We start from the raw sequence: 14,634 nt of genomic DNA, 5'->3' as shown, positions 1-14,634 counted from the left end.
GAAAGGGGCCTTTTTTTTGGCTTATATGGTTGTTTGTAAGTCAAACCTTGGGTATCTTGTTTCAATTCGATTTTTATGCATGTGGGAGTACCCCACTCATGGGGGTATGGTTTTATGGGTAAATGGACTGGTTATCGTAAGGTTCTTCTTTGTTCGGCTTTTCTGGGCGCAATGACGCTAGGGGCAGTTGCACAAGCGCAGGTTTTGGCAAATTTTGATAATAACGTTGTGGTGGACTTGTCCGTTCTTGATGACCGTGGTGTGCGCGCACCTTCACCATCCGGTGTGAACCCGTACGTTTCAACAAAAATGCCACCGGCCAAAATGCCGCGTTCACAGTTTTATGGTTTGCCGCAAGGGGTACAATCGCGCGCAGCCGTTACTTTGATCGAACCCAAAGTTCCTGCACAGGGAACACCGCCGAAATCCCGTTTGTTGGTGCAAGCCCCGGATCTCGGTGAAAAGCCGATGTTGAAAATGCCGGCTGCACCAGCCTCCAAGATTACATTGAAAAAACCGGTTGCAGCACCGAAAGCCCCGGTAGCGCGTGTCGCGGTTGCTGAAACGGCACCCAAACCGATGGTTAAAGTGACACCCAAACCCGAAGTGGTTGAAGCTGCCCCGGCAAAAGAAGTCGCGAAGGCCCCGCTTCCCAGTCAGGTTGTTGAAACGGCACCTCAAGAAATCGCCAAAGTGGAAAAAAAGGTAGAGGCCGCGAAACCGGCTGAACCGAAGTCGATTGTTGAAAAGCCGAAAGTGGCAGAAGCACCGAAAGTGGAACAAAAACCACAACCGGCCCCTGAAACAGTGATGGCGGAAGCACCCCCGCCGCCGCCGAGCACGACAATTGAACCCAAAGACGTAACCTCTGCCATTTCTGCAGAAAGTGGTAGTAAAACATCGACGGCCTCTTTGCCCACGCAAAATGAAGCCGCTATTCGTGTTGTTTTCCAGTCTGGTCGTAGTAAATTACCGTCCAGCATCGAGGCGGATTTGAAAAAAATGGCGGAAGATTTACGCAGTCATCCCGATGACCGTGTTCAGTTACAGGCTTATGCCGGTGGGGAAGACCTGTCTGCCAGTAAAGCGCGTCGTTTGTCCCTGTCGCGGGCTTTGGCTGTGCGCTCTTATTTGATTGATCAAGGCGTACAAAGCACACGGATCGATGTCCGTGCCTTGGGCAACAAAACCACGGAAGAACCGTTTGATCGTGTGGATGTTGAAATTACGCCGCGCTAATCCAATCATGTAAACTCAGGTGTGGAGCCTCCCATGACTCGTCCCAAACGTTATCTCATTCGGATGGTTTTGTTCCTGTTGGCTGTTATGGCCGCAGCCATTTTGCTGTTTGGGCAATTACAGGATGCCTTTTTTGCCAATGCCGCGCTCAACGGTTTGATCTTGGGTGTTTTACTCATTGGGATTTTTAACAATTTCCGGCAAGTCCTTATGTTGAACCCGGAAGTGCGCTGGATTGAAGATTTTAAATCAGATCGTCCGGGCGTGCGTTCCGACAGTTCACCGCGCCTGCTGGCCCCAATGGCAACGATGTTGCGTGAACGCGAAGGCGGACAGTTTACCTTGTCGGCTTTGTCTACGCGTTCATTGCTGGATGGGATTGCGAGCCGGTTGGAAGAACAACGTGATTTGTCCCGCTACAATATCGGGTTGCTTATTTTTCTTGGCCTGCTTGGGACGTTCTGGGGCTTGCTGAGTACCGTTGGGTCCATTGGTGATGTGATCAGTAATATCACCATCGGCAATGGCGGTGACCTTGGTGTGGTCTTCAACGAATTGAAACGCGGTCTGGAAGCCCCGATTGAGGGAATGGGAACGGCGTTCAGTTCTTCCTTGTTCGGGTTGGCCGGATCACTGGTTTTAGGCTTTCTGGATTTACAAACCGGGCAATCGCAAAATCGTTTTTACACCGATCTGGAAGATTGGCTTGCCAGTCAGACGCGACTGTCCAGTGGGGCGCTTTCAGATGCGGCAGGGGATCAGTCTGTTCCGGCTTATGTACAAGCCTTGCTAGAACAGACTGCAGATAGTTTGGAAAAACTACAACGCACCATGACGCGCAGTGAAGAAAACAAATCTCAAACCACCAATCAGATGATGGAACTGACGTCCAAGTTGGGGACTTTAAGTGACACGATGCGCACAGAACAAGCCTTAATGGCAAAGCTGGCGGAAGGCCAGTTGGCGCAGAAGGCGATTTTAGAAAAAATTGCGCATGGCAATGGCGGTGGGGGTCTGGACGAAAGCAGCCGCGGTCATTTGCGCAATATTGACCTTTATGCGCAAAAATTGATTGAAGAAATCAGCGGTGGGCGCGAAGAGGTGATTTCTCAAGTTCGTCAAGAAATCCGACTGTTGGCCCGTACAATCGCAGCCAAGGACGGCTAGGATGGCATTTGGGCGGCGCAGACGCATTCATCAGGATAACATTTGGCCGGGGTTTGTGGATGCCTTGGCGACCTTGTTGATGGTCATTATTTTTCTGTTGATGATTTTTGTTCTCGCGCAGGTCTTTTTGAATGAAACCCTTTCTGGTCGAGAAAGTGCCTTGGAGAAGCTCGGCTCTGATATGAGTGAGCTGACGGAACTGTTGAATTTGGAACGTAAGGCCAATAAGGATTTACGTTCTAATATGGCTGGATTATCACAGGAATTGCAGGCATCCCTGCGTTTGCGCGATGAGTATTCGCTCAAACTAAAAGGTTTGGAAGATAAGAACCAGCAACTGAATGAGCGTCTCGCGGACGCCTTTCAAACGATTGAAGCTGATAAAGAAAAAATAGAATTAAAACTGGCGGAAGTGGCGAAACTGCAACAAGATGTTGCCGCCCTTGAAGCTTTGCGCGAAGAATTGACCAAAGAAGTGCAGCAACAAGCGTCCAAGCTGGAACAGAAAGACGGGCAGCTGATTGAGGAACGTAAGATCGCGGAAAGTGAACGCGCGCAGCGGGCTTTGCTCAATCAACAAATGGCGGCTTTGCGCGAACAATTAAGTGCGATCCAAGAAGCCTTGGATGCATCCGAAGCCCTCAACAACGATCAAAAAGCACAAATTAAATCCTTGGGGAAACGCCTAAACGCGGCCCTTGCGACCAAAGTGCAGGAATTATCTAAATATCGATCTGAATTTTTTGGAGAATTGCGCAAGGTTTTGGGCAATCAATCCGGGATTCGAATTGTAGGGGATCGTTTTGTCTTTCAATCGGAAGTCCTGTTTAACTCTGGTGAAGCTAAACTCGGTGAGGCTGGCAAAGCCCAATTGGAACAACTGGCCCTGACATTGTTGGAAATTTCGCAAAAGATTCCGGCAAAAATTGATTGGATTTTACGGGTTGATGGTCATACAGACAATGTACCGATTGCAACCGCCAAATTCCCATCCAATTGGGAGCTTTCAACGCAACGGGCCATTTCTGTCGTCAAAGAGCTGATTGCACACGGAATTGCACCGGAACGCTTGGCAGCGACCGGCTTTGGTGAATTTCAGCCCTTGGATGGACGACATGATGAAATCGCAAAAAGACGCAATCGCCGTATTGAACTGAAGCTCACACAGCGTTAAAAAAGGCGTTCTTGCCCTTATTCAGCCAAAATTCCCCTGCATAAGTCCTAAGTTTTAAATAGTTCCAGCAAAAGCAGAACCCCGTATGTTTGTTTTATTTCTTGTCGTCTTTATTGATCTGGTCGGTTTCGGCATTGTCATTCCCTTGTTACCATTTTTTGGGGAACACTTTAATGCAAGTCCTGATGTTGTGACGCTTTTGTTGGCGACTTATTCGGTGACGCAGTTGATATCGGCCCCTGTTTTAGGGCGCCTGAGTGATCGGTATGGGCGCAGGCCTATTTTGCTTTTTTCTTTGCTCGGTTCTATCATTACCTATGTGTGGCTTGGCTTTGCTGAAACATTGACGATGTTGTTCCTTGCGCGGGCCTTCAACGGGTTTATGGCGGGCAACATTGCAACGGCGTTTGCCTATATCGCGGATATTACGACCCCGGAAAACCGGGCAAAAGGCATGGGGGTCATTGGAGCGGCTTTTGGATTGGGCTTCATTATGGGCCCGGCTATCGGGGGCGTCTTGGCTGGACCGGATGCCGCGACGGCGAATTTCCAGCTTCCGGCCCTGTGTGCCGCGGGACTGTCCGCAATCGCGTTTGTCATTGCGTTGGTGAAATTAAAAGAGTCCATGACAGATGAAACCCGTGCAAAAATTGCTGCCTTACCCCCGCGCAAGCATTGGAAGTCTTTCTTTGAAACATTGTCGCGCCCGCATTTGGGTTTTCTTATCGGATTGTCGTTTGTTTGTACATTTGTCTTTGCCGGTATGGAAACCACATTTGCCATGTGGACACGTCGTCAATTTGATTGGGGACCGGAACAGAATGGATACTTGTTCGCCTTTTTGGGAATTATCAGTGCGCTTATTCAGGGGGGGCTGATCGGTCGCTTGTCCAAAAAATTTGGCGAAGGAAAGCTGGTGGTTGCGGGAACATTGTTCCTCGGGGCAGGGCTGGGTCTTATTCCGCTAAGCCATACTGTGCCCATGCTGATGGCGGCGACAATGGTGTTGGCGATTGGTTTTGCCTTGTCCACACCCTCACTAAACAGCTTGATCTCGTTTGAAGCTTCAGAGACAGAGCGCGGCGGTGTCATGGGGGCAAGCCGTTCTGCGTCAACCTTGTCCCGTGTGTTGGGACCGGTTCTGGCAGGTGTTCTGTTTGCACAGATCGGGCGTGATGCGCCTTATTATGCCGGGATGGTAATCATGTTGATTGCAACGCTGATTGCCTATAGTAAGCTGATGTCTAAAAAGACAGCCAAGCCGTTGGAAGTTAATAAATAACGGCCTTATGTCGTGGCGCGGCGGATGTCCCCGACATGAACACCGTTGCGATTTGTGATGGGCTGGATCAACAGGTCCAGCACGCCGGCTTTGTCGAAATCTTCTTTGGTAAAGAGACCAAGGTCTTCCAGTACAATGCTGAGCATAATCTCTGCGCCGCGCAAGGTGCCATCATCACATTTGACGGCAATCCCTAAACCGCGTTCGGGGATAAAGGCACAAAAGACGCCTTCTGCGCCGACTTTGCTGAAGATGCGCCCAGGGAAGGCTTCCATTAATCGGGTATCATAACGGTTTTTGCCAGCCACCATGTAAGGATGGGCAAAGACAGATTGAGTGATACGACGAATGGCCTTTGTGCGCTCTGGTGTAAAAAATAAATCGGGCTGACTGTATTTGGCAAATCCGAGGGCAAGATTTTTCAAGGGAATCGCCCATGTGGGAATGTCACAGCCATCAATGCCGATGGGAGCGCTGGAAAGATCAATTTCACAGACATCCTCCAATGCATCCCGGATTTTTTTCTGCAGCATATGGTCGGGTTGACCGTACCCTGTGGGCATGATCTTTTCTTTTTTAAGATAGGCCAGAAAACCGGAATGCTTGCCAGAACAGTTGTTGTGCAGGGAACAGGGCGTTTCCCCTTCCATCGCAAGATGACGTCCGGCTTCTTCGCTCATGGGCCAATGGGAGCCACATTGCAGCATGTCCTTGGATAAACCGAGTTTGTTCAGCATGACTTGGGCCACGCCGACATGAACGACTTCCCCGTTGTGTGATGAACAGGCAAGCGCAATTTCTTCATCGCTGAACCCATAGGTATCCGCTGCGCCGCTTTCCATCATGGGCAAGGCTTGTATGGCTTTGATGCTGGAGCGGGGAAAGACAGGGGTGTTGATATCGCCTTGGCAGGCAACGACATTGCGCTGGGTATCGACAACGCAAAAGGCACCGCGATGCTGGCTTTCAACAATATCCCCGCGCGTTACTTCAATCAAGACGGGGTTCATTATAGGGTGACTTTCAGCTCTTCACCTAATCGTTCGAGCAAGTTGGCCTGATCGCGTGTGCCAATCCAGTTTGTGCCGTCATAAGCATAATGCGTTGCCCCGCTTTTGGGGGAGGCCATCCAAATCTCACGGTTGGGGCCGTGCTTGTTGATGATATAGATACCACCTGCATCCAGTTCGATATTGAGAATCCCGTCTTGCAGGTCAACATCGGCGTGACCACCAATGGCATCATCCAGTTGATCGAACAGATTTTCAAGCAGTTCGTCCGCGATTGCGTTAAAACGGATTTCATCAAGTGCCATTGGAATTTCCCTTATAATGGTCAAACACTCAATCGGATATAGCAACGTGATGAGGTGGCGGCAAGGTGATTTACATAAAAATGCAAAGAAGGCCTTGCACAGGGCAACTATAGTCGGTATATAGGCGCCTCGTTTTCCCGACAACTCTGTCCTGCCTTGTGCGGGGCCTAAGAAACTGAGACGAAGATATGAAAAAAGACATTCATCCTGAATACCACGAAATCACCGTTCAAATGACAGACGGTTCTACCTTCACAACACGTTCCACTTGGGGCAAAGAAGGTGACGTTATGAAACTGGACATCGACCCGAAAGCTCACCCGGCATGGACAGGCGTTCACCGTTTGCTTGACGCTGGCGGCCAGCTGGCGAAATTCAACAAGCGTTTCTCCAACTTCGGCATCAAATAAGGCGCGCGCAAGTTATTTTGCGACCCTCTTGTGTCGGGATAGACGTTCCTTAGAATCCGTATGGATTTAGGAAAAGAGAAAAAAGGCGATAGATCTTTACAGGTCTGTCGCCTTTATTTTTATGATTTGGGTTGCAAAAAGAATAGAAGACCGCAAAACTATCCAAAGAGATAAAAAAATAAGAGACAGTGTAGGCCATGAAGGATATCGATAAAAAACGCGCTGCCAACGAGAAACTCACGTATGAAGAAATGCAGGAGTTGGCATCACATGATGATGTTAGCGTGCGTTGCCTATTGGCACAGCGTGAAGATATCCGGCCGGAAATCCTTTATTATTTGGCAGAAGACGAGGCAATGGAGGTCCGGCGCCATATCGCGTTGAACCCGGCCACGCCACGACAGGCTGACCTCTTGTTAGCAAGTGATCGTGATGAAGATGTGCGGTTGCCCTTAACGGAAAAAATCGCCAAGCTTGCCCCGGATGTGAGTGAAGCCGAGCGGGATAAAATTCAGGCTTTGACCTATGAGGCGCTTATGGTTCTGTCTCGCGATCAGGCCATTAAGGTTCGCCAGATCTTGTCGGAAACCTTAAAAGATGTCGATGGGGTGCCTGGTGATGTGATCCGCCAATTGGCCAGTGATATGGAATTGGTTGTTTCCGGTCCGGTGCTACAGTTCTCCCCGGTTTTAAGTGACGAAGACCTGTTGGAAATTATTTCATCGACCCATGCGAAAGGGGCGTTGAATGCGATTTCAAAACGCGCCCATGTGTCGGAAGAGGTCTCGGATGCGGTTATCTCGACGAATGAAAGAAGTGCGATTGCCGACCTTCTGGGCAATAGAAGCGCACAGATACGTGAAGAAGCTCTCGACCTTCTGGCAGAACGTGCGCATGATATTGTCGAATGGCATGTCCCCTTGGTGAGACGTCCCAAACTGAGTGTAAATGCCGCTAAACGAATGGCGCATTACTTGGCGGACAACTTGCTTAAATCGTTAGAGGAACGGGAAGATCTTGATGACGCGGTGATCATCGGTATCAAGAAAGAGGTCAAAAAGCGTATTGAATGTGACGGCCATGATGAAGAGCTTGAAGAAGCAGAGGAAGGCATAACTGATCCCATCGATGAGGTCAGGCAACTTCACGATGAAGGAAAGCTGGACGAAGAGATGTTGATCGACTGGATCGACGAATCGCAATGGCAATATGTGATTGCAGCCCTGTCTGTCTTGTCGAAAATGCGTCGTGTGAAAGTTAAAAAAATTATTTCGTCACAAAGCGCAAAAGGAATGATGGCTTTGGCATGGCGCGCGGGTATTCCAGCCGCTTTAGGTGAAAGTTTACAGTTTAAATTAGCGAAAATGCCGATTGGTAATATTTTAAAAGCCACACAGAAAGGGGAATACCCTTTGACGGACGAAGAGCTGAGCTGGCATTTGGAATTGTTTGGCGAAGATTAAGCCTGTTTGAAAAACCGCTGGAAAAAATATTTTACCTCCCCCTTGCATCCCTGAAAAACGCTGCCTAATTCCTCTGTACACAAGGACGAAACGATGCCGCCAAGCGGGTCTTTCAAATGAAATTCCTTGTTGTCAAACCGCCTTGCCCATGATGGGAAGGCTTATCATTTTCAACCATGTTGCTCAGAGGAGAATATGGACATGCGTAGTTTTGACTTAACACCCCTTTTGCGTTCTTCCGTTGGTTTTGATCGTATGCAGCGCGCTTTGGAAGCTGCCGCACGCCTTGATACGGCAGCCAACGCTTATCCGCCCTATGATATTGAAGTCAGTGGGGAAGATGCTTATCGAATTAGTTTGGCCGTTGCCGGTTTCAGCCGTGATGATATTGAGATTACGGTGAAAGAAAACAGCCTTGAAATCACGGCACAAGCCAAAACGGAAGAAGCTGCTGAGCGTGAGTTCCTGCATCGTGGGATTGCACGGCGCGCCTTTGAAAAACGCTTTGAGCTTGCCGACCATGTGAAAGTGGTTGGGGCGAGCATGGATAACGGTTTGTTACATGTGGATCTGGTACGTGAAATTCCGCAAAGCCTGAAACCGCGAAAAATTGAAATCACCGCAGATAACCCCAAGGCACTGGTACATAAAGATGCTGCTTAATCCCGCATCTTAATTGCCCCCTCACTCCCAAGTTACCAGTGCAACTCGGCGTGTAAGTTTTATAAACTTGCACGCCGTTTTTTTAATTCTTGTCCATCCGGTCAAGAAAGTGATAATGTCGGGAATCGGTGCTATTAACAAGGGAGCCATTGGCCCGTGCGTATCGATACTGAAGTCAAGCTTGACTATAAAAACGTTCTCATCCGTCCCAAACGATCTTATTTGCTGTCACGTTCCGAAGTGGATATGCAGCGCGAATTCAGATTCCCGCATTCGCCATATCATTGGAAAGGTGTGCCGATCATTGCTGCCAATATGGATACGGTGGGAACCTTCCGTATGGCAAAAAAACTGGCAGAACAAGATGCAATGACGGCGTTGCATAAGTTCTATGGTTTGAAGGATTATCAGGAATTTGTTGAAGCAAAACGTGCAAAACCGCAGGAAAATATCCCGTTGGAACCGGCCGAAGGCGGGCTGAATGCGTGGAATAGTACGTTCTTTTCTTTCGGCATTACCGATCAGGATGGTGAAAAACTGGATGCCGTGATGAAAATTGCGGAAAACCGGCCCAAAGATCAACCTGTTTTCATTTGTCTGGATGTTGCCAATGGATACAGCGAACGGTTCGCGCGTATTGTGGAACGTATCCGTAAAAAACACGCCAATACAGTCATTATGGCCGGAAACGTGGTGACGGGTGAAATGACGGAAGAGTTGATCTTGTCTGGGGCCGATATTGTCAAAGTGGGGATCGGACCGGGTTCGGTTTGTACAACCCGTAAAATGACGGGGGTGGGCTATCCGCAATTATCGGCTGTGATTGAATGCGCAGACGCCGCCCACGGGCTGAAAGGCCTTGTATGTGCGGATGGGGGATGTACGGTTCCCGGTGATGTGGCAAAAGCATTTGCTGCCGGTGCGGACTTTGTCATGCTGGGTGGTATGTTAGCCGGCCATGACGAAAGCGATGGGGAAGTCTTGACCCGACGCTACCTGACAAATGAGTTGGACGAAAACAACAAGCAAATTGTGCGTGAGGAAAAGTTCCTCGAATTTTACGGTATGTCTTCGGATACCGCCATGCATAAGCACTATGGCGGCGTGGCGAAATATCGTGCCAGTGAAGGCAAACGCGTTGAAATCCCTTATCGTGGTCCGGTGGAAGAAACCTTAAGCGAAATCCTGGGCGGTGTACGGTCAACCTGTACGTACGTCGGGGCGCAAAGTTTAAAGGAATTGTCGAAACGCACGACCTTTGTGATGGTTTCGCAGCAAATCAACGAAGTTTTTGGAAAATCCTGATGCGCGTTTAACGAAGAGAAGACTTTTTTCAAACTGAAAAGTCTTCTCTTCAGGCTCTTTGACGACAAGTGGATATATTTTATACATTTAATTAATGTTAAATATTTATTATTACATTTATCTAATTGATTAAGGTTAATGAGGTGCTTAATTTTCGCATGTATTATTTATTCAACATATAAATAGTGGAGTTAGATGATGTCTAACATATTGAAGCATGCTTTCTTAACTGCCGTCTTCGGGCTTGGTCTGGCAACATCTGCACAGGCCTGGACAGATCAAATTGATCCAAAAAATGACATTAATACCCGATGTAAATTTGAACCCGAGGCCCAGTGTACGGACGCAATTCGCGTTGGGGCACAAATCGAAGGTGTGGACATGAGCTATTCCTCCATGCCGAAGATGCGTCTGGACGGGGCGAATATGAAGCGCATTAATCTGCAAGGCTCCAATATGGAGATCATCAATCTGAAAGGGGCTGACCTGACATTGGCGAACCTTTCCTTTAGCCAGTTACATGCTGCAAACCTGCAAAATGCCAACCTGATGCTGTCAAATATGACAAAAGCCCTATTGGTTGACGCGGATCTTCGCGGGGCAAACCTTCAAGGGGCGAATATTCAAGGGGCTGTTTTCTTTCAGGCAAACTTAAGCAACGCCACATGGGTTGATGGTCGTGTCTGTGCCGAAGGCTCTATCGGTGAATGTAAATAGAGATTTCAGATCTCGTTCTAAAAAGGCTTTCGAAAAATCGGAAGCCTTTTTTCATATCAACGTTGCGGCCATTTGACATGATGGGCATCGATGACAAAGGGGTGGGCGTGCCGGGTCTCTTTGTGTCGATGTTCATGTATATGCGGTTCCGGGCCTTCCCACCCTTCATGGGGGTGATGGTGATGGGGGTCTTTGTGGGTATGGGGGTGATCGTGGGAATGCGCAGGATGACTATGTTCAATAACGACCGGGTCATTGGTCGGCCACAGTTTTAACGCCCATAAGGTCATAAGGAAGGCAAGACAGGCGAGAATCGCAAAGGTTTGGGAAAGACCGATATTGGCCCCCAGCCAGCCTGCCAGACTATAACCGATAAACCAGGCCCCGTGGGATAGCGCAAAATTGGCACTGAAATAAGCCGCCCGGTCAGACGGGGTGGTGGATCGTGTGACCACGCGGGCCGCTGGTGTTTGAATGAGTGACCAGCCCGCCCCCAGTAAAAACCAGATAATCAGTAATCCGCCCAGACCGGGCAGGATGACGCCCCATAAAAGGGCCGAGGCAATCAAACTGCCCCCCAAGATCATCATCGGGCGATCCGGTACTGTTTTTAGGAGCCGAGGCAGAAAGAGCGCGACGAGCATGGACCCGGCACCTGATGCCATCATAACGTAAGCTGTTTCGCTTTCCCCCAGTCCCAAGTGGGCACGCACATAAATGACCGTATTGACGATCACCATTGCGCCCGCGCAGGCGACAGCCCCATGCAGGGCCAGCAGGCCACGCAAACGAGGGGTGCGCAGGTACGCCTTAATCCCGAAACTTATATTGTGCCAGAGAGACGATTCGCGCTCGGCAATCGCTTGTTTTGGGAAAACCGTGATGACTACCAATAAGGCAGATCCCAAAAAAGTAAGACCGTTTAACAGGAAAAGGCTGTCGAAACTCCAAATGGATAAAAGCAGAGCCGCCAATGTCGGGCTGAGCAGGTTTTCCAGATCATAAGCCAACCGGGAATAAGACAGTGCCTTGGTATAACGCTCTTCGTTGGGCAGCAGATCGGGAATTGTGGATTGAAAAAGCGGTGTAAAGCAGGCAGAGCAGACATTAAGGGCAAAGATAACGCCATAGAGCTGCCATTGTGTCGATAAAAAGGGCAAGGTGAGTATGAGGCCTGCACGCACAATGTCCAGCAAAATCAAGGTTTGTTTGCGCGGAAGAAGATGAGCAAAACCGCCGGCGATTGGGGCCACGCAGACATAGGCGATCATCTTGATGGCAAGGGCGGTTCCCAGAACTTGCCCCGCATTTTCACCAGCCATGTCATAAGCAAGCAAAGCCAGTGCAACCGTGGTCAGTCCGGTTCCGACCAATGAGGTAACTTGTGCACCAAACAGGTTGCGATAAGCCGGGTTTTTGAGGGGGGAATGTGCAGATTGGTTCATATGCCTGACTTAAATTGTAAATAAACAGGTTCGAAGGTTCTAATCAACGCAACGATAGGATATGCTTTTAAACATAACTTTAATAGTACGCTTGAACATGCAGAAACTTTTCATTCTTTCGTTTGCTTTGATGATTGCTTCATCCCTGTTTGTCGGTCATGCCTTTTCAAAAGGATACGTTCCCTATTTCGGGATGATCGCGGGCGGCATTTTTTTATTGGCGATTTTTTTACCGTTTTTAAGCGAATACAATATTTTACACCGTGGGTTTTCAAGTATTGGCGATAATTTTAAAAGTCTGATGCATTCTGATGAACCGACAAAGGGGGAGGTCGAGATTTTGCTTCCCAGTCATATGAACCAAGCAGCGAAAACCTATCAGTTGCAGGAAAGCGGGAATATTAAAATCGGCCTTTGGGTGATACTTGCGATTGGGCTGGTATTCCTTGCCATTGATGGGGTTGATTTTTATGTTTTGGGCGACGGTCTAAAAGCGGATAACGGGCCGATCAGTAATTTTTAACTCAGTTTTTTACTTAAGGCCCGTGCGATTTTTGCAGCCAAGGCCGCATTGTTTTTTAACAAGGCAATATTGCTGGTCTTGCTTTTACCCTGACTTAATTCCGCAAGGCGGGCCAACAGATAAGGCGTAACATCGCGTCCGTTGACAGTCATTTCTTCCAAGGCCTGCTTGATGCATGTTTCGACTTCTTCCTTGGGATATTCGAATTCGGGGGCTATTGGGTTGCCAATGAGAACGCCCCCCTTGAAATCCAGACCATCGGGCCAGCCGATCATATTCCATTTTTGGATCAACAGGTCTGTGATTTCCTCCACACGGTCCAGTCTATAGGCTCCCTTAACTCCGCTGTTGCGATAATAAAAGGCTGGAAATTCATCACATCCAAACGATATGGTCGGCACACCTTTTGTCTCCAGTACCTCTAATGTCTTGGGGATATCAAGAACAGCCTTGGCCCCGGCGCAAACGACACAGACGTTACAACGGCTTAGTTCTTCAAGGTCAGCAGAAATATCAAATGTCTCACCCGCACCACGATGAACGCCCCCGATACCGCCAGTGGCAAAGACATGAATATTGGCGTGTTCGGCAATCATCATTGTGGTGGCAACCGTTGTGCCGCCATTTTTTTTCAGAGATAAGGCGTAAGGCATATCGCGTCTACTGAGCTTTAGGGCGCTTTGGTCTTGTGCCAAGTGTTCCAGTTCTTGATTGTTCAACCCTACACGAATGATACCGTCGATGACGGCGATGGTTGCCGGGGTGCAGCCGTGTTGTCTGATGGTTTCTTCGAGGGCGAGAGCCGTTTTTAAATTGTCGGGATAGGGAAGGCCATGTGTGATCACGGTACTTTCCAGTGCGACAACACCTTTTTTATTAAAAAAGGCCTCTTTAACCTCATCGTTGACGAGAAGTCTGCGCTGGATCGGCTTTCTCATTCCTTTTCACCTTTCTTTCTCGTATTTTGGCTTGCGTCCACGACTGTCCTAAGGGATGTTATATCAAATAATACGCACAAGGGGGGATTGATGTTTTTGTTAAGGTTCAAGAAACTGGTATTCGGGATCTGTTGTCTTGCCTTAAGCGGCTGTGTCAGCACGTCGTTTAAACAAAAAATTGATCCGCTGCAGGAAGTTCCCGCCCTGTCCTTTATTCCAAATTCGGTCTTTTATATCGGCTCATCCGAGAGCGAGCGTGAAAAGGCCTATCACATAGATGAAGCCGCCTATAATGTACCGGTGACGCGCGAGCAGAACTGGTATGAGGCAGAACTCCCATTGCAACAGGTGCGTTTGCGCAGTTTTTATATCACGCGCACACCGATTACCAATTTCCAATATGCGGCTTTCGTTCGTGATAGCGGTTACGACGCACCGGACGTTGATATTGTGGACTGGCAGTCTTATGGATTGAATCATACCTATGAAAGTACGCGCAAGTATGCGTGGGGGCCAAATGGTTATCCCCAAGGGCGTGATCGTCACCCGGTTGTTTTAGTCAATTATGAAGATGCGCAGGCCTATGCCAAATGGTTGTCTGAAAAAACCGGACAATACTGGCGCTTGCCCAATGAACGGGAATGGGAACTGGCGGCACGTGGCACCGATGGACGGGCTTATCCGTGGGGCAATGACTTTAATCCGGCAAAAGCCAACACCGCAGATATTGGACCGCACGATACGTTGCCTGTGGGCAGCTTCCCGGAAGGGGCCAGTCCCTTTGGTGTGTTGGATATGGCTGGGCAGGTCTATGAATGGACCAGTACACCGGGCGAAGCGTCTCGGATGACCGTGAAAGGCGGGGCCTGGGATGATCGGGGGTGCGGTGTGTGCCGCGCAGCCGCACGTCATCACCGACGCTGGGATATGAAACATATTTTAATTGGCTTCCGACTTGTACGTGAAGTCGCAAATTGATTTCCATTTTTATCT

The 14,634-nt window shown here is 49.0% G+C and carries 15 protein-coding genes; 11 read left to right on the top strand and 4 right to left on the bottom strand.

The genetic code is table 11. From position 1 onward, the window contains the following. The first annotated feature begins 114 nt into the window (after nt 1-114). From ACN0VA_RS03670 to ACN0VA_RS03655, 4 genes are all read left to right on the top strand, one after another. Complete coding sequence (locus tag ACN0VA_RS03670; RefSeq protein ID WP_417819834.1) at nt 115-1,239, top strand: OmpA family protein; 1,125 nt, start codon at nt 115-117, stop codon at nt 1,237-1,239. A gap of 33 nt (nt 1,240-1,272) precedes the next feature. Then, entirely contained in the window at nt 1,273-2,406 is a 1,134-nt protein-coding gene (locus ACN0VA_RS03665; protein WP_417819833.1) for a flagellar motor protein MotA, read from the top strand. Between the two features lies 1 nt (nt 2,407). Then, nucleotides 2,408-3,580: a peptidoglycan -binding protein gene (locus ACN0VA_RS03660; protein WP_417819832.1), complete on the top strand. Its 1,173-nt coding sequence runs from the start codon at nt 2,408-2,410 to the stop codon at nt 3,578-3,580. 85 nt (nt 3,581-3,665) lie between these two features. Beyond that, nucleotides 3,666-4,862 carry an MFS transporter gene (locus ACN0VA_RS03655; protein ID WP_188661037.1) on the top strand — a complete coding sequence of 399 codons (1,197 nt, stop codon included), beginning with the start codon at nt 3,666-3,668 and terminating at the stop codon, nt 4,860-4,862. Nucleotides 4,863-4,867: 5 nt separating this feature from the next. Here ACN0VA_RS03655 and ACN0VA_RS03650 read toward each other — a convergent pair whose 3' ends face one another. Together ACN0VA_RS03650 and cyaY are read right to left on the bottom strand one after the other, a co-directional pair. Next, nucleotides 4,868-5,872 (bottom strand): asparaginase, encoded by a 1,005-nt coding sequence (locus ACN0VA_RS03650; protein ID WP_417819831.1) that lies wholly within the window; start codon nt 5,870-5,872, stop codon nt 4,868-4,870. Further along, nucleotides 5,872-6,177, bottom strand: coding sequence for an iron donor protein CyaY (cyaY, locus tag ACN0VA_RS03645; protein ID WP_417819830.1), 306 nt, complete (start codon nt 6,175-6,177; stop codon nt 5,872-5,874). The genes ACN0VA_RS03650 and cyaY overlap by 1 nt, the downstream gene beginning before the upstream one ends. Nucleotides 6,178-6,365: 188 nt before the next feature. Here cyaY and rpmE point away from each other — a divergent pair, with 188 nt between their 5' ends. The 5 genes from rpmE (at nt 6,366) to ACN0VA_RS03620 (ending at nt 10,735) form a co-directional block, all read left to right on the top strand. After that, nucleotides 6,366-6,587 (top strand): 50S ribosomal protein L31, encoded by a 222-nt coding sequence (rpmE, locus tag ACN0VA_RS03640; protein ID WP_417819829.1) that lies wholly within the window; start codon nt 6,366-6,368, stop codon nt 6,585-6,587. A gap of 197 nt (nt 6,588-6,784) precedes the next feature. Continuing rightward, nucleotides 6,785-8,050, top strand: coding sequence for a DUF2336 domain-containing protein (locus tag ACN0VA_RS03635; RefSeq protein ID WP_417819828.1), 1,266 nt, complete (start codon nt 6,785-6,787; stop codon nt 8,048-8,050). Nucleotides 8,051-8,251: 201 nt separating this feature from the next. Beyond that, nucleotides 8,252-8,713 carry an Hsp20 family protein gene (locus ACN0VA_RS03630; RefSeq protein WP_188661048.1) on the top strand — a complete coding sequence of 154 codons (462 nt, stop codon included), beginning with the start codon at nt 8,252-8,254 and terminating at the stop codon, nt 8,711-8,713. A 156-nt stretch (nt 8,714-8,869) separates the two neighbouring features. Further along, complete coding sequence (locus ACN0VA_RS03625) at nt 8,870-10,018, top strand: GMP reductase (RefSeq protein ID WP_417819827.1); 1,149 nt, start codon at nt 8,870-8,872, stop codon at nt 10,016-10,018. 195 nt (nt 10,019-10,213) lie between these two features. Then, nucleotides 10,214-10,735 (top strand): pentapeptide repeat-containing protein, encoded by a 522-nt coding sequence (locus ACN0VA_RS03620; protein WP_417819826.1) that lies wholly within the window; start codon nt 10,214-10,216, stop codon nt 10,733-10,735. A gap of 56 nt (nt 10,736-10,791) precedes the next feature. On the opposite strand, the gene ACN0VA_RS03615 is transcribed toward ACN0VA_RS03620, so the two are convergent. After that, nucleotides 10,792-12,180, bottom strand: coding sequence for an MFS transporter (locus ACN0VA_RS03615; RefSeq protein WP_417819825.1), 1,389 nt, complete (start codon nt 12,178-12,180; stop codon nt 10,792-10,794). A gap of 97 nt (nt 12,181-12,277) precedes the next feature. Between ACN0VA_RS03615 and ACN0VA_RS03610 the strand changes: the two genes are divergently transcribed. Then, the gene (locus tag ACN0VA_RS03610) at nt 12,278-12,703 is read left to right on the top strand and encodes a hypothetical protein (RefSeq protein WP_417819824.1); all 426 of its coding nucleotides are present in this window, start codon (nt 12,278-12,280) and stop codon (nt 12,701-12,703) included. Here the strand turns inward: ACN0VA_RS03610 and ACN0VA_RS03605 are convergent. After that, nucleotides 12,700-13,629, bottom strand: coding sequence for a pseudouridine-5'-phosphate glycosidase (locus ACN0VA_RS03605; protein WP_417820309.1), 930 nt, complete (start codon nt 13,627-13,629; stop codon nt 12,700-12,702). The genes ACN0VA_RS03610 and ACN0VA_RS03605 overlap by 4 nt on opposite strands. A 102-nt stretch (nt 13,630-13,731) precedes the next feature. Between ACN0VA_RS03605 and ACN0VA_RS03600 the strand changes: the two genes are divergently transcribed. Further along, a complete protein-coding gene (locus ACN0VA_RS03600) occupies nt 13,732-14,619 on the top strand; it encodes a formylglycine-generating enzyme family protein (RefSeq protein WP_417819823.1) in 888 nt (295 codons plus the stop codon). Nucleotides 14,620-14,634: the final 15 nt, after the last annotated feature.

It is taken from the genome of Terasakiella sp. (assembly GCF_048267425.1).
Taxonomy (GTDB): domain Bacteria; phylum Pseudomonadota; class Alphaproteobacteria; order Rhodospirillales; family Terasakiellaceae; genus Terasakiella.
This window is presented reverse-complemented; position numbering and strand designations above follow the sequence as displayed.